General features: G+C 66.0%; 21 protein-coding genes. 8 read left to right on the top strand and 13 right to left on the bottom strand.

Annotated features, from left to right (window positions below; translation table 11 throughout):
- Window positions 1-6: 6 nt before the first annotated feature.
- The 7 genes from BGO47_RS00670 to BGO47_RS00640 form a co-directional block, all read right to left on the bottom strand.
- The gene (locus tag BGO47_RS00670) at window positions 7-777 is read right to left on the bottom strand and encodes an SDR family NAD(P)-dependent oxidoreductase (RefSeq protein ID WP_292707326.1); all 771 of its coding nucleotides are present in this window, start codon (window positions 775-777) and stop codon (window positions 7-9) included.
- 106 nt (window positions 778-883) lie between these two features.
- Window positions 884-1,870: a sugar ABC transporter substrate-binding protein gene (locus tag BGO47_RS00665; protein ID WP_292707323.1), complete on the bottom strand. Its 987-nt coding sequence runs from the start codon at window positions 1,868-1,870 to the stop codon at window positions 884-886.
- An 89-nt stretch (window positions 1,871-1,959) separates the two neighbouring features.
- Window positions 1,960-2,955: an ABC transporter permease gene (locus BGO47_RS00660; protein ID WP_292707320.1), complete on the bottom strand. Its 996-nt coding sequence runs from the start codon at window positions 2,953-2,955 to the stop codon at window positions 1,960-1,962.
- Window positions 2,952-4,487 (bottom strand): sugar ABC transporter ATP-binding protein, encoded by a 1,536-nt coding sequence (locus BGO47_RS00655; protein ID WP_292707318.1) that lies wholly within the window; start codon window positions 4,485-4,487, stop codon window positions 2,952-2,954. The genes BGO47_RS00660 and BGO47_RS00655 overlap by 4 nt, the downstream gene beginning before the upstream one ends.
- A complete protein-coding gene (locus BGO47_RS00650; protein ID WP_292707315.1) occupies window positions 4,484-5,545 on the bottom strand; it encodes an alcohol dehydrogenase catalytic domain-containing protein in 1,062 nt (353 codons plus the stop codon). Before BGO47_RS00650 ends, BGO47_RS00655 begins: the two co-directional genes overlap by 4 nt.
- Window positions 5,546-5,574: 29 nt before the next feature.
- Window positions 5,575-6,537 (bottom strand): transketolase C-terminal domain-containing protein, encoded by a 963-nt coding sequence (locus tag BGO47_RS00645; RefSeq protein ID WP_292707312.1) that lies wholly within the window; start codon window positions 6,535-6,537, stop codon window positions 5,575-5,577.
- Entirely contained in the window at window positions 6,537-7,412 is an 876-nt protein-coding gene (locus tag BGO47_RS00640; RefSeq protein WP_292707310.1) for a transketolase, read from the bottom strand. The genes BGO47_RS00645 and BGO47_RS00640 overlap by 1 nt, the downstream gene beginning before the upstream one ends.
- A 337-nt stretch (window positions 7,413-7,749) precedes the next feature.
- Here BGO47_RS00640 and BGO47_RS00635 point away from each other — a divergent pair, with 337 nt between their 5' ends.
- The 6 genes from BGO47_RS00635 to BGO47_RS00610 all read left to right on the top strand — a co-directional run bounded on the left by BGO47_RS00635 (window position 7,750) and on the right by BGO47_RS00610 (window position 13,966).
- Complete coding sequence (locus BGO47_RS00635) at window positions 7,750-9,246, top strand: aldehyde dehydrogenase family protein (RefSeq protein ID WP_292707307.1); 1,497 nt, start codon at window positions 7,750-7,752, stop codon at window positions 9,244-9,246.
- A gap of 104 nt (window positions 9,247-9,350) precedes the next feature.
- Entirely contained in the window at window positions 9,351-9,860 is a 510-nt protein-coding gene (locus tag BGO47_RS00630) for a MarR family winged helix-turn-helix transcriptional regulator (RefSeq protein WP_292707304.1), read from the top strand.
- Between the two features lie 143 nt (window positions 9,861-10,003).
- A complete protein-coding gene (locus tag BGO47_RS00625; protein ID WP_292707302.1) occupies window positions 10,004-10,879 on the top strand; it encodes a methylenetetrahydrofolate reductase in 876 nt (291 codons plus the stop codon).
- Window positions 10,880-10,898: 19 nt separating this feature from the next.
- Window positions 10,899-11,771, top strand: a complete 873-nt coding sequence (purU, locus tag BGO47_RS00620) for a formyltetrahydrofolate deformylase (protein WP_292707300.1) — start codon at window positions 10,899-10,901, stop codon at window positions 11,769-11,771.
- A 53-nt stretch (window positions 11,772-11,824) separates the two neighbouring features.
- Window positions 11,825-13,237 (top strand): aminomethyl transferase family protein, encoded by a 1,413-nt coding sequence (locus BGO47_RS00615; protein WP_292707298.1) that lies wholly within the window; start codon window positions 11,825-11,827, stop codon window positions 13,235-13,237.
- Window positions 13,238-13,372: 135 nt separating this feature from the next.
- Window positions 13,373-13,966, top strand: coding sequence for a PadR family transcriptional regulator (locus tag BGO47_RS00610; protein ID WP_292707295.1), 594 nt, complete (start codon window positions 13,373-13,375; stop codon window positions 13,964-13,966).
- A 138-nt stretch (window positions 13,967-14,104) separates the two neighbouring features.
- Here the strand turns inward: BGO47_RS00610 and BGO47_RS00605 are convergent, their stop codons facing one another.
- The 5 genes from BGO47_RS00605 to BGO47_RS00585 all read right to left on the bottom strand — a co-directional run bounded on the left by BGO47_RS00605 (window position 14,105) and on the right by BGO47_RS00585 (window position 22,057).
- A complete protein-coding gene (locus BGO47_RS00605) occupies window positions 14,105-16,984 on the bottom strand; it encodes a DUF6351 family protein (RefSeq protein WP_292707289.1) in 2,880 nt (959 codons plus the stop codon).
- 43 nt (window positions 16,985-17,027) lie between these two features.
- Window positions 17,028-17,954 (bottom strand): PaaX family transcriptional regulator C-terminal domain-containing protein, encoded by a 927-nt coding sequence (locus BGO47_RS00600; RefSeq protein WP_292707286.1) that lies wholly within the window; start codon window positions 17,952-17,954, stop codon window positions 17,028-17,030.
- 42 nt (window positions 17,955-17,996) lie between these two features.
- Window positions 17,997-18,803, bottom strand: a complete 807-nt coding sequence (locus BGO47_RS00595; protein WP_292707283.1) for a serine hydrolase — start codon at window positions 18,801-18,803, stop codon at window positions 17,997-17,999.
- Window positions 18,804-18,947: 144 nt separating this feature from the next.
- Window positions 18,948-20,912 carry a M13-type metalloendopeptidase gene (locus BGO47_RS00590; protein WP_292707279.1) on the bottom strand — a complete coding sequence of 655 codons (1,965 nt, stop codon included), beginning with the start codon at window positions 20,910-20,912 and terminating at the stop codon, window positions 18,948-18,950.
- A 23-nt stretch (window positions 20,913-20,935) separates the two neighbouring features.
- Complete coding sequence (locus BGO47_RS00585; RefSeq protein WP_292707276.1) at window positions 20,936-22,057, bottom strand: chloride channel protein; 1,122 nt, start codon at window positions 22,055-22,057, stop codon at window positions 20,936-20,938.
- A gap of 193 nt (window positions 22,058-22,250) precedes the next feature.
- On the opposite strand from BGO47_RS00585, the gene BGO47_RS00580 reads away from it, so the two are divergent.
- Entirely contained in the window at window positions 22,251-23,597 is a 1,347-nt protein-coding gene (locus BGO47_RS00580) for an MATE family efflux transporter (protein WP_292707273.1), read from the top strand.
- The gene (locus tag BGO47_RS00575; protein WP_292707271.1) at window positions 23,594-24,328 is read left to right on the top strand and encodes a pyridoxamine 5'-phosphate oxidase family protein; all 735 of its coding nucleotides are present in this window, start codon (window positions 23,594-23,596) and stop codon (window positions 24,326-24,328) included. The genes BGO47_RS00580 and BGO47_RS00575 overlap by 4 nt, the downstream gene beginning before the upstream one ends.
- Here the strand turns inward: BGO47_RS00575 and BGO47_RS00570 are convergent, their stop codons facing one another.
- A complete protein-coding gene (locus BGO47_RS00570; protein WP_292707268.1) occupies window positions 24,329-24,820 on the bottom strand; it encodes an FBP domain-containing protein in 492 nt (163 codons plus the stop codon).
- Between the last annotated feature and the right edge of the window lie 272 nt (window positions 24,821-25,092).

The following is a 25,092-nucleotide window of genomic DNA, read 5'->3' as shown; positions in this document are numbered from 1 at the left end:
ATCGCTCTAGAAGGTCGGCAGGTCGAACCGCTGCTTGAAGGCCGAATAGCCGTCGTCGACGTGCACGACAGTGCCGTTGATGACATTGGCTTCATCGGAGGCAAGGAACGCGACAACGTTCGCGATCTCCTCCGGCTCGGTCATCTTGTTACGCAGCTGCTCGGAGGCAAAGAGCGACTTCAGCTCATCTGAGAACTGGTTGATGATCGGCGTACCCACGCGCCCCGGCGTGATCGCGACAGCGCGAACGCCGTACTCGGCGAGTTCGTACGCGGCCGACCGGGTGAACGAAATCACGGCAGCCTTCGCCGCGCCGTAGCTGAACGCAAGCTCGGCGGCCTGCTCGCCGTAGATCGACGAGGTGGAGATGATGACTCCGCCGGTGCCCTGCTTCTTGAACTGACGTCCCGCCGCGAGGATGCCGTAGTAGACGCCGTCCTGGTCGACGCGGATCATCGGGTGGTAATCCACCGCGGGATCGTGGTCGAGGAGGGGCTTGCCGCCGGCGATACCGGCGTTGTTGAAGATGACGTCGAGCTTGCCGAAGGCATCGACCGTGCTCTGAACGGCAGCCTCGACCTCCTCGAAGACGGAGACGTTGACTCCCACCGCGACTGCCGAGCCCTCCGGAAGCGTGTCGACCGCTTCCTGCGCGCGGGTCGCATCGATGTCGGCGACGGCGACCTTGGCGCCCTCGGCGATGAACTTCTTGACCGTTGCCAGCCCGATTCCGCTGGCGCCACCGGTGATGAGGGCGACCTTGCCTGCCAAACGCATGGTGTTGTCTTTCTGTGTCGTGGTGTGCGGCGCAGCCGCAAGAGAAGATGTGGTGCCGGTGGGGGCGGGGCCGCAGCGTTCCCGCCCCCACCGGGGTTTCAATGGATCAGCCGAGCTTGTCGGACGGCGTGATCTCGGCGGCGTTGGCCTTCGTGACGAGCGTCGTGGCGACCGCCTCGAAGTTGGAGCTCGGCATCGTGCCGCTCTCCAGGTACGCGGTGATGGCGTCGACGACCGACGCGTTCACCAGCGGCCAGGGCTGCTCGACCGTTGCGAGCATCGTGCCAGCCTCGATCGCGGCGAGCGCCTCGCTGGTAGCGTCACAGCCGGTGACGACAGCTGACGCGCCAGCCTCGCTGACCGCCTGCACGGCACCGAGTGCCGCGTCGTCCCAGCCGACCCACACGGCATCCAGCCCGTTGGGGTTGGCGGCCAGGTAGTCAGCGACCAGGGCAAGGGCCTCGGTGCGGCCGGTGGCCGGCGAGACGACCTGCTGGATCTCGCCACCGGCGAGGGTCGCGCCAGCAGCCTCAACAGCCTCGGCAGCGAGCTCGGAACGCATCCGGATGCCCGCGTGAGGGTCGTGTCCGATCACCATGATCGTCTTGCCCTCGAGGCCACCGATCGCGTCGGAGATCGCACCCATCGTCTGGTCGACAATGCCCTGCTGATCGGTCGTGATGTTCAGCGCGAAGGCGTCGTTCGGCTCTGTCCCCGAGTCCACGGCGAACATCGGGATACCCGCGTCCTTGGCCGCTGTCGAGATCGACGCGATCGAGGCGATGTCGGTGAATCCGTCGAATACGACATCGGCTCCCTGTCCGATGGCGCTCTCGACCGCGGGGTTCATCTTCTGGAAGTCGAAGTCACCCTGGATCATGGTGAGGTCCCAACCGAGCTCCTTGGCTGTAGCCTCGACGTCCTTGACCCACCAGGCGCCGATCGGCGTCTGGTTACCGGAGGTGAACGCCACAACCTTGGGCGGCGTGGTGTCGTCGCCGCCGCCGTTGTCGCCACCGCCTGACGAGCATCCGGCGAGGGCGAGTGCTGCGAGCGCGGTCGCGGCCGCGAAGGCCTTGATGGAAGTACGCACTATCTACTCCTTTGTGTATTGCGTTTTCTCTGTGTGCTTCCCCGGGGTGGGGATCCGAGTCGGGACTCGGAGTCATGGGATCGGTGGGGTCACCGCTCCCGATGCTTGAGGGACGAGAGCGTCACGGCGGCGATGATGATGATGCCGGTGACGACCTGTTGAACGTAGGCGTTGACGCCGAGGATGTTCAGGCCGTTGCTCATGACACCGATGATTGCGACACCGACCATCGTGCCGACGAGGTTGGCGGCACCCGAACGCACGATGGTCATGCCGAGGAACACCGCCGCGACCGAGAACATCATGTTGTCCTCGCCCTGAACCGCGCTCGCACTGCCGAGGCGAGCGGCGAGCAGGATGCCGCCGATGGCCGACACGAATCCGGCGATGGTGAAGGCGAGCAGACGCGCCCGGCGCACATTGACACCCGAGAGGCGCGAAACCTCGACGCTGCCGCCGATCGCGTGCCAGCGGCGACCCAGCGTCGTGTAGCGCAGGACGAACCACAGGATCACCGAGATGATGATCGCGAAGTAGACCGGGAGCGGGATCTCGAAGAGCTTGCCCTGACCGAGCTCGTTGAACTCCGGGGGGAAGTTGAACAGCGTGGTTCCCTGCGTCACGAGGAACGCGAGCCCAACGACCGAGGTCATCATGGCAAGCGTCGCGATGAACGCCGACAGATTGAGGTAGGCGACCAGGACGCCGTTGAGCAGACCGATCAGGAGTCCCACGATGAGGGCAAGAACGATTGCCGCCGGAACGGGCCATCCACCGAGCATGGCGGCCGCTGCAGTCGCGCCGGCCAGCGCCGAGGTGGCACCCACCGACAGGTCGAAGTCGCCGACGACCATGACGACGGTCTGCGCTCCGGCGATGATCGCCAGGATCGAGACCTGATACAGGATGTTCTTCACGTTCACGAACGTGAGGAACACGTCGGGGCGCATCAGGAAGAAGAACAGCACGAGCACGATCAGGGCGACGATCGTGCCGCCCTGCAGCATCCATCTGCCGGCGTTGCTGGCGTGACCGACGACGATCGACGTGGTCGTCGGGGACTTCTGGTTGTCGGTGGAGGTCATGACTGGTGCTTCCCGTAGCAGTAAGAGAGGAGGAGTTCGTCGTCGGCACCCTCAGCGGGCACGGTGCCGCTGATCTCGCCTTCGTGGAGGATGATGATCCGGTCGCTCATTCCGATCAGCTCGGGAAGCTCCGAACTGACCGCGATGATCGCGGTGCCCTCGGCAGCGAGCTGCCGGATGAGCCGGTAGATCTCCGCCTTGGTGCCGACATCGATGCCTCGGGTCGGCTCGTCCATGAGCAGAACCTTCGGCTTTCGGGCGAGCATCTTCGCGAGAACCACCTTCTGCTGGTTCCCGCCGGAGAGTTCGCCGACGTGTTGGCGCGGGCTCCGCGCCTTGATCTTGAGATCCGCGATACCACGCTTGGTGATCGTGGAGATCTTCGCGCCCGACACGATTCCGGCGGTGCTGACCGTCGGGATGTTGGCCACGGCGATGTTGTCCTGGATCGAGGCGGCCAGGATGACACCCTGGCTGCGTCGCTCCTCAGGGACAAGAGCGATCCCCGCCTCGAGCGCCTTTCCGACTCCTGGCGAGGAGGGAAGAACGGTGTCGCCGACGACGATCTCGCCGCCCACGTGCTTCTGGGCACCCGAGAGGATGCGCAGCAGCTCACTGCGCCCGGAACCGGCGAGGCCGCCGATGCCGAGCACCTCACCCTTGCGGGCAACGAAAGAGACATCCTTCACCCGGCGCCCGTCCAGGTGGCGCACCTCGATGGCGACCTCGTCGGTGGCGGTCCCCCGCTCGGGGAAGAGTTCGTTCGCGTTGCGCCCGACCATGAGAGAGATCACCTCATCGATATGGGAGTCGGCGACATCCTTCGTGACGATGTGCGTGCCGTTACGCATGATCGTGAGCCGATCGCACAGCTGGAAAACCTCTTCAAGGCGATGCGACACGTACACGATCGCCACACCACGATCCCGCAGCGCGCGCAGAACCGAGAACAGCTCGACGATCTCGGTGTCAGTGAGCGAGGCCGTCGGCTCGTCGAGGATGAGGACCTTTGCGTCCGTCGCGAGGGCGCGAGCGAAGGCGACCATCGTCTGCTGCACGGGCGAGAGGTCACCGGCGAGCGCGTTCAGGGGAATCTTGCGCTGGTTGATGCTCTCAAGCTGCGCCTTCGCGCGCTTGCGCATCTGACCCCACTGCACGATCCCACCCCGGCTGGGCGTCTGCTCGCCGAGCAGGATGTTCTCGGCGACGCTGATCGTCGGGATGATCGACAGCTCCTGGTAGAGAGCGACGACACCCGCTGCGTTCGCGACCCGAACGTTGGCGAAATCGACTTTTTCACCGTTGCGGTAGATCGTCCCGCCGTCCGGCGCGTATACGCCGGTCAGGATCTTGATGAGCGTCGACTTTCCGGCACCGTTCTCACCCAAGAGGGCGTGAATCTCGCCCGGAAGAACCGAAAACTGCGCCCGCTCGAGCGCGTGGACGCCGTCGAAACGCTTGACGATATCGTGCGCGGCGAGCGCCGGGACGTCGACCGGGCGCACCTCGGGGCGCTCTTCCAACAGGGTCATTCTGACTCCTCGAAGCGGTTGCAACGGATGACGACCTTCGGGTGCACACCGCTGACGTGGACCGCGAAAGCCTCGGACGCGTCATCCAGATCGAAGACCGCCGCGGTGAGCTCGTCCACGTCCAGATGCGGCAGGATCTGCAGCGCCCTCGGGAAAGCGTAGGGCGAGACGAACACGCCAGTGAGCGTGAGCTCCTTCAGGTACAGGTAGTCCGAGAGGTTGAGCGGCATCTCGAACTGCGCGGGATACATCGCGCCGTAGACGACGGTGCCTCCCTTGGCAGCGATGTCGAGAATCCCCTTCACGGCGCGGGTCGAACCGGAGGCGTCAATGACGACGTCGTAGCCGCGACCGTCGGTGATCTCATCGGCCCGCGCGAACTGGTCCTCGGCGACGGGGTCGATGACGAATTCGGCGCCGTGACGGGTGGCCATCTCACGTCGCTCGGCGATCGGCTCGATCATCGTGAGTGATGTCGCACCATACATCCGCATGACCTGCAGCGTGAGCTGCCCGATCGGGCCGCCACCGACGATCGCAACCCGATCACCGACGCGAACACGGGTCTTGTCGGCGATCCGCACTGCCACCGAGGTCGGCTCAAGCAGGCATCCCTTCAGAAGCGACACCGAGTCGGGCAGCTTGTAGAGCTGCGACTCGTGCCACGTGATCGTCTCGGCCATCCCCGGGCGGTTGTACTCCTGGATGTGCTCGCAGAACTGCTGCTTACCTTCCTGACAGGGGCGGCAGGTGCCGCAGAAGCGCAGGAAGTTTCCCGCGACCCTGTCGCCGACCTGCAGCCCATTTCGGTGCGCGCGCTCGCCGAGCGCTTCGACGACGCCCGACAGTTCGTGGCCCAAGCCAATCGGCACGTCGGTGCCGAAGTAGCCTTCGGCCAGGTGGGGGTCAGATCCGCAGATCGCCGAGTACGCGACCCGGACGCGGACATCCTCCGGCCCGAGGTCCTGCTCGGGGAAGTCCACGACCTCGACGCGGCCACGGGCATTCTCGTCGGGGTCACGCAAGCTCCCGATGCGGGTGACAGCTACGGTCTTCATTCGTCTCTCCGTTGAGCGGTGGGGTGGGATCAGCGAGCGGCGAGAGCGCGGCGCAGGGCCGAGACTGTCGCCGAAAGGCCGTAGCCGTGCTTGTCGCGCAGCTGTTCGTCTTCGCCGAAGCCGGCGTAGACCTGCGGAATGCCCAGGCGCTCGAAGGCGGTCAGGTGGATGCCGCGGTCGGCCACCACGTCGGCGACGCGCGAGGCGAGTCCGCCGTAGGCGAGGTGGTCTTCCAGAACGACGAAGCGTCCGCCGGTCTCTTCGGCGCACTGCGCGATCAGGTCAGCGTCGATCGGCTTGAGCGTGAACATGTCGACCACGCGCACCGAAGCACCCTCGCGCTCGAGCTCGTCGGCGGCATCCAGTGCCTGCGCGACCGTCGTGCCATGCGTGAACAGGGTCACGTCGGTGCCCTGCCGCGCGACGATTCCCTTGCCGATGCGGATGTCGTGCTGCCCGGGCTCGTAGAGCACCTTGTCCTTCTTGCCCACGGCAAGACGGATGTAGAGGGGGCCCTGCATCGCCATCGACTGGCGAAGGATCTCGCCGACCATCAGCGGGTCGCCGATCGAGGTGACCGTCATGTTGGTGAGGGCGCACATCAGCGCGAGGTCTTCGACGGCGTAGTGGGTCGAGCCGCCGTTTCCGACGAGGCCCCCGTGCGTGCCGATGATCTTCACGGGCAGGTTGGGGTAGCAGACGTCGGTTCGGATCTGCTCGAGCGCGCGCATGCTCAGGAAGGGAAGCATGCCCGAGACCACCGGGATGTTGCCGTCGTAGGCAAGGCCCGCGGCGACTCCGACGCTCGCCTGCTCGGCAAGACCTACGTCGAGGAACCGCTCGGGGAACTTGTCGCGGAACTCCACGAGCGTCGCCCCGATGTCGGGGGTGATGACCCACAGGTTCTCGTGGGTCTCCCCGAGCTCGGCAAGGGTCGAACCGATGACGGATCGGGCCCCGAGGAACTCACCGAAGGTGAAGGTGACAGGCATCAGACGTTCTCCTTCGTGCGGGTTGCTTCCAGAGCGGCAAGCGCGCGCTCCAGGTCTGCGGCGCCGAGCGAGCCGGCGTGCCAGGCGAGGTTGTGCTCCATGAAGTCGACACCCTTACCCTTGACGGTCTCGGCGACGATGACGGTCGGCTTGTCGCTGTCAGTGGGAGGGAGACTGTCGATCGCCTCCACGAGGGCCGCCATGTCGTGTCCGTCGACGTGGATCACGTTCCACCCGAACGCCGCCCACTTGTCGGTGTAGGGCTCGAGCGTGACGCGCTCCTCATCGAAGCTCGTCATGAGCTGGCGGTTGCGGTCGATGACGGCGACAAGGTTGCCGAGCTTGTTCGAGCTCGCGACCAGGGCGGCCTCCCAGACGGATCCTTCGCCGGTCTCGCCATCACCCATCAGCGTCACTACGCGATGCGTGGCACCGCGCCCACGCGCGCCCATCGCCATGCCGACGGCGAGGGGAAGGCCGTGACCGAGCGATCCGGTGGATGCTTCGACGCCGGGCAGCTGCACCTTGCACGGATGCATGCCGTAGGCGCTGTCGAGCTGGCCGTACGTGTCGACGATGCCGTCGTACGAGAAGAACCCCTTGATGGCCATGGCGATGTACATGGCCACTGCCGCGTGCCCCTTGCTGAGCACGAACCGGTCGCGGGTGGGGTTGGCGAGGTTGGTGGGGTCGACATTCAGTCCGTACTCGAACAGCGCGGTGAAGATGTCGGCGGACGACAGATCACCGCCGATGTGTACCGCTCCCTCGTACGTACCGCACAGGTTCAGGAGCTTCTGTCGAAGCTCGAAAGCGAGATCCTCGAGCTCCTCGACGCTCCGACGCTCCTGCGTCACAGGGGACGTTCGACCCATCACATGCCTCCTCATCGATGACAGGAGAGCGACAGACCGCGGGGGTCATCATCGACTCTCGTTCGCGTTGCCACCGGCTCAACCGGGGCGATGCGAGTGACGCTAACACAAACTCATTTACAAGTAAACAGGAATGCACCTAAACTCGAATCAGCGCTCACTGGCACCGAATGCAGCCCCTCGCGGAGGGGCGAGGAACGGTCGCATACGCGCCCCAAATCCACGAAAGGGATCCCGGGGGTCGAGTGACGCTGCACAATGGACTCGCGCGCCGCCCGGCGCGGGGCGGGTGCTACGGCATCCGAATCAGGGAAGACAACACACAGAGAGGTGCAGGATGTCTGACACGTTGACGCAGGCCGGTGTACGGACCGGACTGTTCATCGGGGGAACCGAGCGGTTCACCGACGAGACGCTGAAGATCGCGGACCCCGGCAAGCCGGGCGCGGTTGTCGGTGAGGCTGCAGCGGCTTCGCAACAGGATGTCGCGGACGCGGTAGCTGCCGCAAAGGAAGCTTTCCCGGCGTGGGCGGCTCTGGGCGCGAAAGAGCGCGCGCGCTTGATGGCCGAAGCGATCGCGGGAATCGCGGATGACCGCGACGAGGACGCAGCGATCCTGTCGCAGGAGAACGGCAAGGTCCGATTCGAGGCCTGGGTTGACGCGCTTGTATTCGAGATCCGCTGGAACCTCGCGCTCATGCTCGCTGACGAGGTCGACACCGACCACACGCTGCCGGCGGTTCCTGGCGCGATCCCGGTCGACACGAAGGTGTCGTACCAGCCGCTGGGTGTGACCACGATCATCGTGCCGTTCAACTGGCCGATCGCGATCCTCGGCGCAGCTCTCCCCCACGCACTGCTGGCCGGCAACACCGCGATCGTCAAGCCGCCGCTGACCGCACCGCTTGCCACCGCGAAGCTCGTGCAGCGCGTCGCCGAGAAACTGCCGCCCGGGGTGCTGAACATCGTCACCGGCAAGGACGAGAACATGTCGGGCCTGATCCAGAACACCGACATCGCCAAGGTCTGCTTCACCGGGTCCGTAGGTGGCGGCAAGCGGATGATGGAGATGGCGTCGAAGACCCTGACCCGCGTCACGCTGGAGCTCGGCGGGAACGACGCCGCGATCTTCCTCGAAGATGCCGTCATCGACGACACCCACCTGGACCGTCTGTACGCGGCGATCTACGACACGACGGGCCAGATCTGCATGAACGCCAAGCGCGTGTACGTGCACCGGTCTCGCCTCGACGAGGTCGTGAACGGTCTGTCCGACCGCCTCAGCAAGGCTGTCATCGGGTACGGCCTGGACGAGGGCACGACGATGGGTCCCCTGCACTCCTCAGCGCAGAAGGCATTCGTCGAAGAGCTCATTCAGGAGGCGAAGGATGCCGGCGCCGATGTTCGCGAGTTCGGCGAACTCCCCGGCGGAGAACTCGCGGGCGGCAACTTCATGCGCCCCGCGATCGTGGTCGACCCCGACCCGAGCCTGCGCGTGGTCACGATGGAACAGTTCGGCCCGGTCATCCCGGTCATCCCCTTCGACACCGAAGAGGAGGCCATCCGCCTCGCCAACGACACGTGGGCCGGTCTGTGCGGTTCGGTGTGGACCGGAAGCCCCGACGCTGCGCAGCGCGTCGGCGGCGCCCTCGAGTGCGGGTACGTCTGGGTCAACGACCACGGCGCAACCCGCCTCGACCTGCGCGCACCCTTCGGCGGAATGAAGCAGTCCGGTATCGGTCGCGAGCAGGGCATCGAGGGCATCCGCGCCTTCCAGGACACCCGCTCGATCGCAACCATCGACCCCGAAGCCCTCGCGGCGATGGCTCACTAAGAACCACCCTCACTCGATCGGGGTCGGGCAGATTCCTCGCCCGGCCCCGATCTTCTACTACCGTCACTTCCAACCCGACCAGAACCCGACGCGCGAAGGACCCCATGGACCGGCTCGATCCACGCATCCAGTGGGAACCACTTCAGAACACCGTCGACCCCGATAACTTCACGCCGCGCCTGCTGGCGCTCCTGTCAAACGCGCTCGTCTGGCGCGAATCGAACGAGCTGAGGCGTCGGTTCGGCCTCGGCACCAACGACTGGCGCGTGATCTCGGTCCTGGCGCTCAACCCGGGATTCTCCGCGACAGAGGTCTCCGAGTTCATCGGCGTCAACAAGGCAGTGGTCTCCAAGAGCGTCAACACGCTCGTGGGCCGTGACCTGATCGTGCTGCTGGACGGCCCGCGAGGATCCCGGCCGATGTATCTGACGACCGAGGGCGTCCAGATGCACGACGACATGCTGCCGATCTCGATGAGGGGCCAGGACATCGTTCTCGCCCACCTCTCACACGAGGAAATCGCGAACCTCAACGCGTTGCTGCAGCGCATGCTGGTCGATGCGCGCGAGCTGCAGATCCTTGAGAACGAAACAGCCGCAAACCAAGCGCGCTGATCACGCCTTCCGAGGAGGGGATACCTGACAACGTGTCGGTATCCCCTCCTCGCTGTCACCCCTCTGGACATTCCCTATGTCCATAGGTAAAATCGCCACATACTGCAATGACGCACTCCTGGCAGCGGAAAGGACCCCTCGCCATGGCGAACACCAAATCATCGACGACGACCGAGTCGGCCAAACGACTCGTCGAGGGATACTCGCTCGAGATCACGGGCAAGGAGAAGGACGTCGTCGGCTTGACCGAAGCCGCGCCGCTCATCCCTGCCGGCACGAAGGTCAACGTGACCTTCCTCGGCAACGAAGACCTTCCGATGCGGGTAGCTGCGGCCAAGGCCGTCAAGGAGCTCGGGTTCATCCCCGTCCCCCACATCTCCGCGCGGCGCATCGCATCCCAGGCGCAGCTCGAGGAATTCCTCAGTGCTCTCGCCGAGATCGGCGCCACCGAGCACGTGTTCGCTGTCGGCGGTGACCCCGCAACGCCGGAGGGGCCGTACCCCGACGCGCTCACCATGATCCGTTCGGGAGTGCTGCAGCAGTACGGCGTCAAGGAAGTGTCGATCGCCGGCTACCCCGAGGGACACCCCGACATCCCCACTGACGTCCTGTGGCGCCACCTCGAAGATAAGTCCGCAGCACTGAAGGATGCCGGGCTTGAGTCCGTCATCCTGACGCAGTTCAGCTTCGACACCGACCCGGTGATGGCGTGGATCGCGGGCGTCCGCGACCGGGGCATCGACACCCAGATCCGCCTGGGCACACCCGGCCCCGCCGGCATCAAGCGCCTCATCTCCTTCGCATCCCGCTTCGGCGTGGGAGCCAACGCGATGATCGTCAAGAAGTACGGCTTCTCGCTCACGAACCTGATGGGCTCCGCGGGTCCCGACAAGTTCGTCTCCGATCTCGCCGGTCTGTTCGACGCCGACCCGTCGGTGGGCGCCGTGAAGCTCCACATGTACACGTTCGGCGGTCTCGAGGCCACGGCGACGTGGGCCCGCGACTTCATCGCGAACTGAGCCGGAAGGACTTGACGCCATGACGGTACACAACGAAGCACTGCGCGATCACGCCTGCCTCATCGTCCACGGGCCCGACCAGCCCGGCCTGGTCGCGGCAGTCACGGGACTGATCACGCGCCACAAGGCGAACATCGTGAGTCTTGACCAGTACTCCGACAACCCCGAAGGGGGCGCATTCTTCCAGCGCGTCGTCTTTCACCGGCCCAACCTGACTGCGGCGTTCGAAGAGATCGAGCAGGACATCACCACGACTCTCGAACCGTACGGCATGACGTGGCGCCTCACCGACCAATCGGTTCCGAAGCGTATGGCCGTGCTCGCCTCGACCTCCGACCACTGTCTTCTCGATCTGCTGTGGCGCCACCGCCGCGGCGAGCTCCCGGTGTCGATCCCGATGGTGATCTCCAACCACACCAACATGGCCGAGGACGTCCGAAGCTTCGGCATTCCGTTCTTCCACGTTCCCTCGCAGGGGCCGGACAAGTCAGCGGCCGAAGCCGAGATCGTCAAGCTCCTCGCGGGCAACGTCGATTTCGTCGTCCTCGCGCGGTACATGCAGATCCTCTCCGAGAACTTCATCGACGATGTCGCCGTCCCGGTCATCAACATTCACCACTCGTTCCTTCCCGCCTTCATCGGCGCGGGACCGTACCGCAAGGCGAAGGAACGCGGCGTGAAGCTCATCGGTGCGACAAGCCACTACGTGACGAAGGACCTCGACGAAGGCCCCATCATCGAGCAGGACGTCGTGCGCGTCACTCACGCCGACTCGGCCGCCGACCTGCAGCGTCGGGGCGCGGATGTCGAACGGGCAGTTCTCTCGCGCGCCGTGCTCTGGCACGCACAAGACCGTGTCATCCGTCACGGCAACCACACCGTCGTCTTCTGACCTACCCACCCACCACCGCGGGATGTGCCCGCACCACTGAAGAAAGGTTCATCGTGGCACCTCAGAATCTGCAGGAAGTCATCGACGCGGCGGGCTCGCCGGTCGAGCTGCTGCGCAACTCCCAGATCGGCTCGTACATCTATCCCGTCGTGCCGGCTGACTTCACCAACTGGATCAAGGAGCAGAAGGCGTGGCGCGACACCGCCGTGCTCTACGACCAGTCCCACCACATGGACAACGTGTTCCTCAAGGGCTCGGATGCCATCAAGCTGATCTCGGACACCGCGATCAACTCGGTGGCCAACTTCGCTGTCAACAAGGCCAAGCAGTACGTGCCGACGACGGCTTCGGGCCACGTCATCGGCGACGGCATCCTCTTCCGCGAGGCCGAGGACGAGTACGTCTACGTCGGCCGCGCCCCCGCGTCGAACTGGCTCATGTTCCACGGCGAGACCGGTGGCTACCAGAACCTGGATGTCGAGGTGGACCGCCGCTCGAACTCGCGCCCCTACGGTGACGCCGTCGCGCGCAAGTACTACCGCTTCCAGATCCAGGGACCCAACGCCTGGGCCGTGATCGAGAAGCTCAACGGTGGGCCGCTGGAGAAGCTCGGCTTCTTCAACATGTCGGAGATGAAGATCGGCGGCATGAACGTGCGCACGCTGCGCCACGGTATGGCTGGCGCCCCGGGCCTGGAGATCTGGGGCCCCTACGCTGACCACCACAAGATCCGCGACCTGATCGTCGAGGCCGGCGCCGAGTTCGGGCTGCTTCCCGTCGGCTCCCGCGCCTACCCGTCGAACACCCTCGAGTCGGGCTGGATCCCCTCGCCGCTTCCCGCGATCTACACCGGCGCCGAGGAGCAGGCCTACCGTGACTGGCTGCCCGCCAACTCCTACGAGGCCACCGGCACCCTCGCCGGCTCGTTTGTCTCCGAGAACATCGAGGACTACTACCTCACCCCCTGGGAGCTCGGTTACGGCTCGTTCGTGAAGTTCGACCACGACTTCATCGGTCGCGACGCGCTCGAGAAGATGGACCCGGCTGCCCAGCGCAAGAAGGTCACGCTCGCCTGGAACGCCGAGGACCTCGGCAAGGTCTGGACCTCGCTCCTGAACGTCGACGGCCCGAACTACAAGTTCTTCGACCTGCCGCTGGCGAACTACGGCTCGGCCAACTACGACGCCGTCGTGGATGCCGATGGCACTGTCGTGGGCTACTCGATGTTCACCGGCTACTCCTCCAACGAGCGCCGCGGCCTGTCTCTTGCCACCGTGTCGCCCGATGTGCCCGAGGGCACCGAGCTGCGCGTGGTCTGGGGTGAGCCGAACGGTGGATCGAAGAAGGCGTCGGTCGAGCCGCACGAGCAGACCGAAGTGCGCGTTGTCGTGAGCCCCGTGCCCTACTCGACGGTCGCCCGCCAGACCTACCAGGGCGGCTGGCGCACCGGCTACAAGAACGACTGATCACCTCAGAAACCCGCGAGACTGCATCCTGCCCGCGAGACAGCACACGCAACACGCTGTCTCGCGGCGCGGGGGCAGTCTCGCGGCGTATCGGTAGCATCACGGGAGCGGATTCGACAGGGAAGGAGCACAGCGATGAGCCTTCGCTACGCACTGTTGGCACTGCTGCGGGTCGGACCGCTGTCGGGATATGAGCTGGCCAAGCAGTTCACACAGTCCGTCGGTCACGTGTGGCACGCGCCGGACTCGCAGATCTATCCCGAGCTACGCAAGATGGAAGCCGACGGCCTCATCGAGGCCGAAGAGCAAGCCCGCGGCGAGCGCGGCACGCGGCGGATGTACCACGTCACGGATGCCGGCGACCGTGCCTTCCTCGCCTGGATGGCCTCCCCGCTCGAGTATCAGCGGGTACGCGACCCCGCCCACCTGCGCGCCGCGTACTTGGAGTCTGCGTCACCGGATGCCGCGAGAGAGTTCTTTCGTCGGCACATCGAGCAGTGGGAAGGCGAGCTCGCGCAGTGGGACGGTGAGATCCGCAAGATCGACCTCATCGACCCACCGAACCCCATGCTCGAACGTCGCTTGAAAGCCTCCCCCGCCGAAGAACACGAACGCATCGTCGCGTACAAGCACTTCGCGTACGAGGGCCTTGTCGAGCGGGCAAAGAGCGAGATCGCGTGGGCACAGCGCGGCCTGGACCTGGTTGACAAGCTCGACGGCGACGTCTGAGCTGAACCAGCCTTGTTCATACCGCTGCCGTTCTGTCACCGAAAGACCGGTCCGCTCACACGCCGAGGGGGCCCCACCAGAGCGGAGCCCCCTCGGTGCGCTCTCACGGTGAATCTGTGCCCACCGAGCGCTCGCGTGTCAGTCCACTCCGTCTCCGTCTCCGTCTGCAAAGACCGAACGCCGGCGAAGCATGACGACCACGCCGCCGATCGCGATCATCAACGCGGCCGCGAGCGCGAGGCCCCAGGGCGCATTGGCGCCGAGGGCACCGAGGTCGCCTCCACGCTGCACCGTGATCCCAATGCGGATCGGATCCAGTGTCCCCGACGTGATTTCGAGCGTGTGCGCTCCGGGCGTGAAGTCGGCAGGGATCGCGACAGTGAACGTCACGGTTCCGCTGCTGGATGCCGGCGGGATGCCGGTCACGACATACGGATCGCTGTACACGGTCGCCCCGACCTGCTGACCCGGCGCGAGCCCGGCAACATTGACCGTGAACGAACCACCCTGTACGACGCTGGTGGAACTCAGCGTCACCGCAGCCCAGGCCTCGCCGGGCGTTTCGCTCGGATCCGGCGCCGGGTCAGTCGGATCCGGTCTCGCACTCACCGAAACGGTCGGCTCGGACACGGTGGTTACGGCGACGAATCCATCCGCTGACGCGGTGACCCGAAGGGTGATTCGAGCGCCATCCTGAGCGCCGGTCGGAACAAAGGTCGAACCATCAGCTCCGTCGATCGGCACCCCGTCGGCGAGCCACTGGAACGCGAGCGCCGCTCCACCCGTCGACGAGGATGCATCCCCGGTCAAGGTCTCGCCGATGTAGGGGTCCCCGGCGATTGCCGGTCCGGTCAACGCCGCACGCTGCGTCGTCCCGAAGTCGAGCCACGTTCCGGCCAGTTCGGCATAGCCCTGGCTCGGCTGCGTCCAGTCGCACACACCGTCGGGGAAGGTCGCCTGAAGCTCATCCCACTGCGGGTCTGTCATCGTCGGATAGTCAGAGCGCTGCGGCGCCACCAGCTGGCACTTCATGACGTCGCGCGACAGCGGCTCGCCCGCCTCATAACGGGGCTCCGAGTGATATGGATACAGGGTGTTGCACGCAGTGGTCGGATCGCTGTAGTCCACGGTCTCGACGATGAAGTCGCCTGTGGAATCGAAGCAGCCATCGCTGAGTCCGTCTGGACGCGCCGCGACAGTGCGAGCACGATCACCGGGGCCGCCGGCCTCGATGATCGCGTCCAGCCACTCCTCGAGCCGGTCGAGAGCCGACGCGCGCATGGCCGCCGAGATCGTCGGGTCGGTCGAACTGGTCCAGCTCACGTGCGTGTCAGCGTTGCCCCATGCTGCCAGCATCCGTTCGCGGATGATGGCAGAGCGGTAACGCTCATGGAAGTCTTCCTGCATATCGGTGTAGGGGCGGATCTCAATGACGGGGATGTACTCAAGTCCCCCGGTCATCATGTTGATACGTCCTGTCTCGAACGCGCGCTCGATGGCTGCAACGCTGGCAACGGAGCGCTCCTCGGTGCGGGCACCATCGACATCCATCCCGCCTGCGTTCGCGTTCAGCGACAGGAACTTGTCGATCGAAATCTCCTCGTCGAGCAGCGCGTTGAGGCCGTATTGGACACCCACGTTGTCAGGCACGATTCGCAGTCCGCGCCCCTCGGAGTCCACGCCATAGACGTTCTTCACCATGTCAGCGATCGTGCAGCGCAGTCGCTCAGGGTTGCTCGGCGACCACCGGTCGGCGACCGGAATCGCACTGTTGCATCCGCGGTTTGGGTCGTCCACACCGTCGAAGAACGTGAAGCCGAAGCACGTGAAGGTGCTCGCGTGACCCGTCACTGCGAGCTTCTCAGCATCCGACCAGCCGGCACCTTCATCGGAGTTCCAGTAGTTGAGCAGATTGCGGCAGTCGTGCCCGGCTACCGTCGTGGAACGCTCGTCCGGGTAGCCGATCTCACCGAGAACACCGTCGATGATGCCGGGGTAGTTGTTCGACAGCAGCAGCTGTTGCATCGTGCCCGCAGACCCACCGAACCCGATCGTGTACTCGAGCGGGCCCAGACTCTCGACGACGTGCTCTTTCACCATCGTCGCCGTCTCAGCACTCGTCACGTCATTGCAGTTCTGGGCGTAGACGTTGAAGGTGCCCGATGCGACGGCGTAGCCGCGGCTCAGCAGGAGGTCGTTCTCGACACCGCCGGTCGACGTGCCCTGCCAGTAGCCGACGCCGCACGCGCCACCGAAGGTGTATGCGAGCTTGCCGTTCCATCCGTCACCAGCGGTCCATGGTGTGAGCACGGGGTCGTCCGGCTGCCCGAGCACCGCGAACTCATACACGGCCCGATTGATCGTGCCCCGCTCGATCCGCACGATGTAGGGCACTTCCTCGCCGTCGACGGTCGTGGTCACGAGGTCTCCGGGTGTGCTGCCGTCCGTCGGATAGTCGGCGAAGGCACCTCCTGTGGTGCGGTAGCGGTAGCTGACCACGGGCTCTGCGACGTGACAGTTCTCATCGGTTGGACCGAGATTCCACGGCGCATCGGACGCCGTGCAGTACATAGGGTGCTGCGGTCCTGAGAAGACGGGGCCCCAGGCCGGGTGATTGGTAACCTCGATCTCTGCTACCGAGCTCCCGCCGGCATCGAGAACCTTGATCTCACTGACACCGTCGGGCAGGCCGTCGACGAGTCCGATGAACGCACCACCCAGTGCTGCGAAGCGATCGGTGACATCAACCCCAGCAGCGGTGATCGTCATCGAATCATCTGCGCCGGCGACCGAGATGAGCGCGTCTCCAGCGGTGACGGCATCCGGCCTGCTCGAGACCACCTCGAGGGTTACGTCGCTCGCGGACACAGCAGCTTGCGATGGTACGAGTAGGGCGGCGATCAGTCCGATCGCCGCAACAGCGCCCGCGCCAATGCGCGCGTGCGGATGAGATCTGTGCATGAACTCCTCCAGGAAGGGAACGTCGTTGTCCACAAACGGCAGCACTGCCGCTGGCACCGATAGTAAAAACCTGGAGTGACGATCGTCAATGTTTTTTTAATTAACCCCCTGAGGTTTCCCGTCCGCCGTGGTCGCGAGAACGCGGAGGGCACTCGATCGAGAGCCGTTGGACCGTGACGTGGGTCGCGAGCTCAGGGGAGATCTTCGCGATATGCATACGCATCCGCTCCTCCGCCGGGCCACCAAGGGTGTTGTAGGCACGAGCGAAGGCCAAGCGGGCTGCCCGTCTGGGCCAGTCCACGGGCAGGATCTCGGACGGATGGTCCGGATCGTTCTGGCGGAACGTCTGCCACGCGAGCATGAGACCCGTTCGAGCAGCGAATGCCGGGAGGGGTTCCAGCTCGCGAGCGAGTTCGTCCGCGCGAGCGACGAACTCGAGGTAGCTCTGCCTGACCTCTTCCATATTCCAGGCGCGCGACGGACCAGCCGGATCACTCATCCGTAGAGCAGTCCGCGACGAGGTCACATCCGGCACCCCAGCCTCCCCCAGCACCTGCTCGGCCTGCTCTCGAGTGTCGAACGGAGATATCCATACCCCGTCATAGAGCGGCGCGTACCCCAGCCAGCGCAAACGCGTCCGTGCCACATGCCGCTGCGCACGTTGCGCCTCGGGGATCGTGAACGCAATGACGGACCACAACCCGTCCCACTCGACATCGCTGCAGCCGAACCTCGTCAGCCACCGGGCTTCGTCACGCACAACCCGCTGACCACGCTCCGAAAGCGCGTGGCTGGTTCGGCGGCCCTCTTTGCTCATCTCGAGCAGATCTTGATCGACGAGGCGCGAAATCGCAGCGCGCGCAGCCGGCTCGTTCACACCGAGGTCACCGAGTCCGGCCAGGAGCGCACCTGTCGGTATCGCCTCGGGAATCCCCCACCAGTAGTCTCCGAAGAGGGTGAGTATCTGGTGCGCGGGAAAGTTTCGACGTGGTGAACGCGCAGCACCGCTCACCCCGGAGGTGGTCATCACCATATCCTCGCAGGTTGCGCCGCCCCGATCGCGCGAGACTCAGTGCACGGACTCCATGAGGTCGGCGCCGAATACCCGGAACGCATCCTGCACCCGCAACCGATCGAGCGGAGTGTCCTCCGTGAACTGCACGATCATCGCGTAGGCGACGCCTGCCCGGGGCCCGGCGAGCACGCCAGCCTCGGCACGGATGCCGCGGTCACGCCCGGTCTTGTTCACCAGGAGCAGTTCCTTCCCGGTGCCGGCATGTGCGAGCGGGTCGAGGCCCGTCGCGCCAGCGGCGAGTCCGAGATCGGCATTGAGCGCGAGCCACCCGACCACTTCCGCACTGACCGCGGCAGATATTGCTCTGCCGTTCATGAGCGCCGAGAACATCGTCGTCAGATCACGGGTCGTCGACAGCGCGAAGTGCGGAGCGTCATCCGGCCCCCGGTCCTCACGGACGCGGTCGAGCAGTGCCGTGCGGGTGAGCCCGAGCTGCTCGATGCGTTCACGCACCGGATCGAGCCCGACGAGATCGATGAGCGCGTTGGTCGCCAGCGGGTCTGCTGCCGCCGCCGTGAGTACCGCAAGATCCACCGGCTTCAAATCGACGGCAGCGAAGTGGCGCCACAGTCCAGCCGACGAGCCGTCGACCAGGGGCGGCCGGGAGACGGATGCCGCAGCATCCATCTCCCCCGCCTCCATCGCCGCTGCCACCTGGATCAGGAGAGGTACGACCCCGAGCTGGGCGACCGGCAGCGTCACGAAAGCATCGCCCAGTACGAGGTCCTTCCCGCGATCAAGGTCAGTGACGCACACCGAGACACGGCCACCCGCGTTCGCCAACTGTTCCAGAGCGTGCATCGTCGCGCCAAAGGAACGCGCACGCCCAGAGGCTTGACGAGTCCGCCGAGAATCGGCGCGGTGATCCGCGCGCGACGTGCTGGGTGGTGTGCCCACCGAGGGATCCTTCCCGTGTTCAGGTGGGGGGATTCTAGGTGATCGACCTCACCAGATTGTGACGCGCTCCGCGGGGTCGAGCCACAGCTGGTCAGCCTCTGTCACCTCGAATGCGTCGTAGAAGGCATCCACGTTGCGCACGATCTGATTGCAGCGGAACTCGTTGGGCGAATGCGGGTCGATCGTGAGCAGGCGGATGGTCTCGGCATCCCGTCCCTTCTGCTGCCAGATCTGCCCCCAGCTCAGCAGCAGCCGCTGGATGCCGGTGTATCCGTCGATCACCGGAGCCGGCTCACCGCCGAGCGAGATCTCGTAGGCCTTGATGGCGATACCCAGGCCCCCGAGGTCTCCAATGTTCTCGCCGATCGTGAGCGCGCCGTTGACATGGTGCTTCTCATCCAGGCCTCGCGGGATCAGCGCATCGTACTGCTCGATGAGCGCCTTGGTGCGCCTCTCGAATGCTTCGCGGTCGGCCTCGGTCCACCAGTCGCGGAGCGACCCGTCACCGTCGAACCGGCTCCCCTGGTCATCGAACCCGTGACCGATCTCGTGGCCGATGACCGCGCCGATGCCGCCGTAGTTGGCAGCGGCGTCGCGGCTGGCATCGAAGAACGGGTACTGCAGGATCGCCGCGGGGAAGACGATCTCGTTCATGAGCGGGTTGTAGTAGGCGTTGACCGTCTGCGGCGTCATGAACCATTCGTCGCGGTCGATCGGCTTTCCGACCTTCGCAAGCTGGCGATCGTGCTCGACCCGGTGTGCGCGGCGCGCGTTGCCAACCAGGTCGGTGGCATCGATCTCGAGAGCTGAATAGTCCTTCCACGTCCTCGGGTAGCCGATCTTCGGGGTGAACGCGTCGAGCTTGGCGAGCGCCCGCTCGCGAGTCTCGGGGCTCATCCACTCCAGCGAACGGATGCTGCGCCGGTACGCCTCGATGAGGTTCGCAACCAGCTCGTCCATGGCTTCCTTCGCCGCCGGCGGAAAGTGCCGTTCGACGTACACGCGTCCGACGGCCTCGCCCATCGAGCCCTCGACCAGACTCACGCCGCGCTTCCAGCGGTCCCGGATCGTGGGCACCCCGGTGAGCTGGGTTCCGTAGAAGGCGAAGTTCTCGGCGACGAACTCGTCAGAGAGAAGGGGCGCGGCGCCACGGATGACGGCGATTCGCAGCCAAGCTTTCCAGTCGTCGAGTCGCTCCGGAACCAGGAGGGAACCGAGCGACTCGATGAAGCTCGGCTGGTACACGACGACCTCGTCGAACGCCGTCTCCTTGCCCGGCGCCAACGCCGACAGCCACGGCGCAAGGTCCAGCCCCGCCAGCTCCAGGAACTGCATCCAGGTGTGCAGGTTGTAGGTGGCCATCGCGTCGCGACTACGCACGTTGTCCCAGTGGTGGGAGGCCAGCTCGGTCTCGAGGGCGACGATGCGATCGGCATCCGCCGCGGCATCCGCGACACCTGCGAGGGTCAGCATCCGTTCGACGTGCGCGCGGAACTCGCCTCGGGTCTTCTCGAAGTTCTCGAGCCGGTAGTAGCTCTCGTCGGGAAGCGACAGCCCGCCCTGCACGATGAACGGGACGTAGCGCTGCGGGTTGCCGGGGTCGGGCTCGACATAGAGGCCGAACAGGCCCGAGACGCCGTCACGCTCGAGGGTGCCGAGGGTCGTCAGCAGCTCCGGGATGGACGAGACAGCGTCAACCGCCGCCAGCTGCGGGGCGATCGGGGTCACGCCAAGCGCGGCGATGCGCTCGGTGTCCATGAAGCTCGTATAGAGGTCGCCGATCTTGCGCGTCTCAGTGCCGGGCTCTGCATCCGTGCTCTCTTCGATGATCGCGCGCACGTCCTTCTCGGCCTGTTCGGCGATCAGGTGGAACGATCCCCAGCGAGCCTTGTCGTCGGGGATTTCCGTGCGATCCAGCCACGCACCGTTCACGTGGCGGAACAGATCGTCTTGCGGGCGGATGTCGGCAGAGAGTTCTTCGAGCGGGAGGCCGCAGGCGAGGGCGTCGGTCATGTCCTCCAGAATAAGCACCTCCCCTATGCGCGGTCCCTGCGAGGCGGGAACACCGAGCGAACGGCGGGTGGATGCAGCATCCGTTCGCGCAGGTCCTCGTAGATCGGGCGGGTCCGCAGGAGGGCGGCGACGAGGATCGCGCAGACGGATGCCGCCAGCATCGGCGCCAGCACTGTTGCGACAGCCGTCATCTCGACCACGACGGCGATGCCGGTCAGCGGCGCCCGGATCGTAGCCGCGAACATCGCGGTCATTCCGACCAGGACGAACACGACGACCGTCGTATCGGCCACCTCCGGGAGGATCAGTTTGGCCAGAGATCCGCACAGCGCTCCCCACAGCGCGCCGATCGCCAGCAGCGGTGCGAACAGGCCGCCCGGGGTTCCGGCCGCGTACGAGAGCGGGCCGGCGAGGAACCGGATGACGAGGGTTGCCGCAAGCACGAGGGGTATGAGCGACTCGCCGCGAAGCAGCCCCTGCGAGATCGGGTCACCCCCTCCGGCGCCCAGCGGATCGAGGAACAGCAGCAGACCAACGGTGCCACCGATGATCGCAGCCTGAGCGACAGGCGGCACGCGGCGAGCAGCCCGCGCGGCCGTCAGGAATCCCAGGATGAGGCGGTTGTATCCCGCGCCGAGGATGCCGGTGAGCAGGCCGAAGACAGCGAAGACGCCGACCTGCGCGAGGTCGGGCGACGGCACCGGATCCACCTGGAAGATCGGTGCATTGCCGACGACGATCCACGCGGTGGCGACGGCGACAGCGACACCGGCCAGGGTGGGAAGGACGATGCGGGCCTTCACCGACTGGGCGATCTCTTCGATGACGAAGAGCGATCCGCCGAGCGGAGCATTGAACGCGACCGCCAGCCCCGCACCAGAGAGGGCGGAGTGAAGTGTGCGGGCATCCGCCGCGGATCTGCGGCTGCGGCGAGCTGCCTCGGCCCCGAGAACCGCCCCGATGTGGACCGTGGGGCCCTCGCGACCAAGCACCATCCCTGACCCGATCGCGAGCACACCGCCGACGAACTTCGCCACGAGCACGCCGAAGGCGCTCGGTGGCTCCTGCCCGCGCTCGACAGCCTCGACGTACTGGATGCCGCTGCCGGCATCCGGAGATGTGGTCGACGACGTCTTCCCCGTCATCCCACCCCTGCCCGGGCGCCCGGCGGCGCCTCTTTCGCACTACCCATCGTGGCATCAGCACGGTTCGTTTGCCGCAAACTGTGAACGACGGATGCCGCGCACGGCGTGTCGCGGCATATGAACTACCGGATGCCCGGCAGACCCGCCCGGCGCGCATCATCCGGCCTGCCACGGCAAACCCTAGGCTCGGCTCGTGCCTTCTCGACCCGCCGGCGGCGCTCCATCGACGCTGAACCGCGACATCCTGCGGCTCGCGGTGCCGGCGCTCGGTGCTCTCATCGCCGAGCCGCTGTTCCTCATCGTCGATTCGGCTCTGGTCGGACACCTGGGCACTGTGCCGCTGGCCGCCCTCGGGATCGCCTCGGCGATCCTGCAGACGATCGTCGGGCTCATGGTGTTCCTCGCGTACTCGACGACCCCGGCGGTTGCCCGACGCTTCGGCGCCGGCGACGCGAAGTCCGCGGTCTCGGTCGGCATCGACGGCCTCTGGCTTGCCCTGGGACTCGGCGCGATCCTGGCCCTCGCCGGATCCCTCGCGACACCACCGCTCGTCTCGCTCTTCGGCGCCAGCGAGGCGGTAGCCGCCGACGCCATGACTTACCTCCACATCTCGATGTGGGGCCTTCCCGCGATGCTGATCGTGTTCGCCGCGACGGGGCTGCTGCGCGGGATGCAAGACACCGTCACACCGCTGTGGATCGCCGCCGCGGGCTTCGGCGCCAACGCCGCGCTGAACGCACTGTTCATCTACGGCCTCGGGTGGGGAATCGCGGGCTCAGCGGTCGGTACCGTGCTCGCCCAGTGGGGCATGGTCATCGCCTACGTCGGTGTCATCGGGCGGCTTGCTCAGCGGCATTCGGCCCAGGTCCGCCCATCGGCCCGCGGGGTCCGCGGATCTGCCCGCACGGGCGGCTGGCTGTTCCTGCGGACGGTGTCGCTGCGGATCGCGCTGCTGACGACGGTCGCCGTAGCCACCGGGCTCGGCACCGATGAACTCGCAGGCTGGCAGGTCGCGTACACGATCTTCTCGGCTGCCGCGTTCGCTCTCGACGCCCTCGCGATCGCGGCTCAAGCGCTCATCGGCAAGTCACTCGGCGAAAAGGACCACGCTCGCGTACGCAAGGTGCTGCAGCGCACCAGCGCGTGGGGCCTGTGGTTCGGCATCCTGGTCGGGGCGGGAGTCGCGGCAGCCTCCGGGGTCATCGGGCTCCTCTTCACCGGCGACCCGGAACTTGCCGCCATCGTGCAACCTGCCCTGCTCGTACTCGCCGTCGCCCAGCCGTTGTGCGGCATCGTCTTCGTCTGGGACGGCGTGCTCATCGGCGCCGGCGACGCGCGCTATCTCGCGATCGCGGGCGCCCTCAATCTCGTGCCGTTCCTTCCCGCCCTGGCTCTGGTTGCGATCTTCCACCCCGGCGGTGCGGCCGGGCTCGCGTGGCTTGCCGTCGCGTTCTTCGGCGTCTACATGCTCGCGCGCGCCGCGACGCTCGGCTGGCGATTGCGGGGCCAGACCTGGCTCGGCTCTACCCTCAACGTATGACGTCCGAAACGCCCGCGTCCCCCTCGCTGCAGGTGCGACGCAAGCCGCAGCGGCAGAACACCGATACCGAGGTACTGCTCGGCATCCTCGCGGAAGGGATCGTCGCCCACGTGGGCTTCGTTCGGGGCGGCGCACCGATCGTGTTGCCTTACCTCTACGGGGTCGGCGACCTCGGGGAGGGGCCTGTGCTGCTGCTGCACGGTTCGACCGGCGGTGGGTTGTTCCTGGATGCCGCGGGCGATGGCGTTCCGGTCTCGGTCACCGTCACGCACGTGGACGGGCTGGTCTTTGCGGCATCCACGTTCGAGAGCTCCGCCAACTACCGGAGCGCCGTCGTGTTCGGACGCGCCAGGATCGTGCCCGACGAGCTTCGGGAGCGCGCGCTCTGGCAGGTCTCGGACCACCTCATGCCGGGCCGGCGCGCCGAGGTGCGAGAGATGACGCGCAAAGAGGTCCGTGCGACGCACGTTCTGCAGGTTCCGCTCGATCAGGCAAGCGTCAAGGTCCGCTTCGATGGCGTGGGCGACACCCCAGACGATGGCGAAGACCACACCGTTTGGGCGGGAGTCGTTCCGCTCGCGGTCCTTGCCGGCACGCCGGTCGGGTCACCGGTTACGCAGGCAGCAGGTGCCACGGATGCCGCATCCGTCGCCGCCTTCACCCAGCGGCTGCACGATCTCGCGGCCGAGCGTGAGGCTCGGCTGCGCGAGATCATGCAGCCCGGAGACTGACTACACCCCGTCGCGCACGCTGCGGGCGAACTCGGTGACATTCGTGCGCAGCGCCTCGATGCGTCGATCGCGCGCCGCCTCGCGGTCGAAACCGAGATACGCCGACGGCGGGAGCTTTCGCACATTGGCCGAGCACTCGAAGTTCTCGCACACAAGGATGCCGACAGTGTCGCCGCGCCGGCCGGCGTCGCCCGCGCGCTTGGCGGCGAACATCACGACGTCGTTGGGGAGCTGGATGTCATTGCACCACGAGCACTGTGGGCGGCTCAGCGGGCGCGCGTCAGTCTGGCGCAGCAGGATGCCGACGGGCTCATCGTCGAGATCGATCACGACTGATGCGAGCTTCGGGAGCTTCGGATCTCGGATGCCGAGGTAATCCAGGGCCTCCCAGTCGGGAGCGTCGAGGTCTGTGGGCAGAGTCAGGGCCTTGCGCTCGCTGCGCGAGGCGTTGACAAACGATGCCCGGATCTGGGTGTCGGTGAGGGGACGCATAAGCGGTCCTTTCAGGATGCGACGGCGAAGCGAATGCGGCGAGCCACGACCGGCAGAAGCCAGCGTCAGCGAAGATCGCTCAGCACGTCGAATGAACGGGAATTGCGACTGCAGTGCAGCCGGAGCGGGCGAGGAGCCCGTCGGGAAAGAGAGCGCGGCCTCAGGCCGTCGTGTCCGCCGACGCAGAGCGCGTCGACAACCTCCATCCGCCCGCAGGCGTCATCTGTCCGTTCACGCGCGGCAGTCTACGCCGCCTCAGCGCCGATCGCCTG

The sequence above is a fragment of the Microbacterium sp. 67-17 genome (assembly GCF_001898325.1).
Lineage (GTDB): Bacteria > Actinomycetota > Actinomycetes > Actinomycetales > Microbacteriaceae > Microbacterium > Microbacterium schleiferi.
This window is presented reverse-complemented; position numbering and strand designations above follow the sequence as displayed.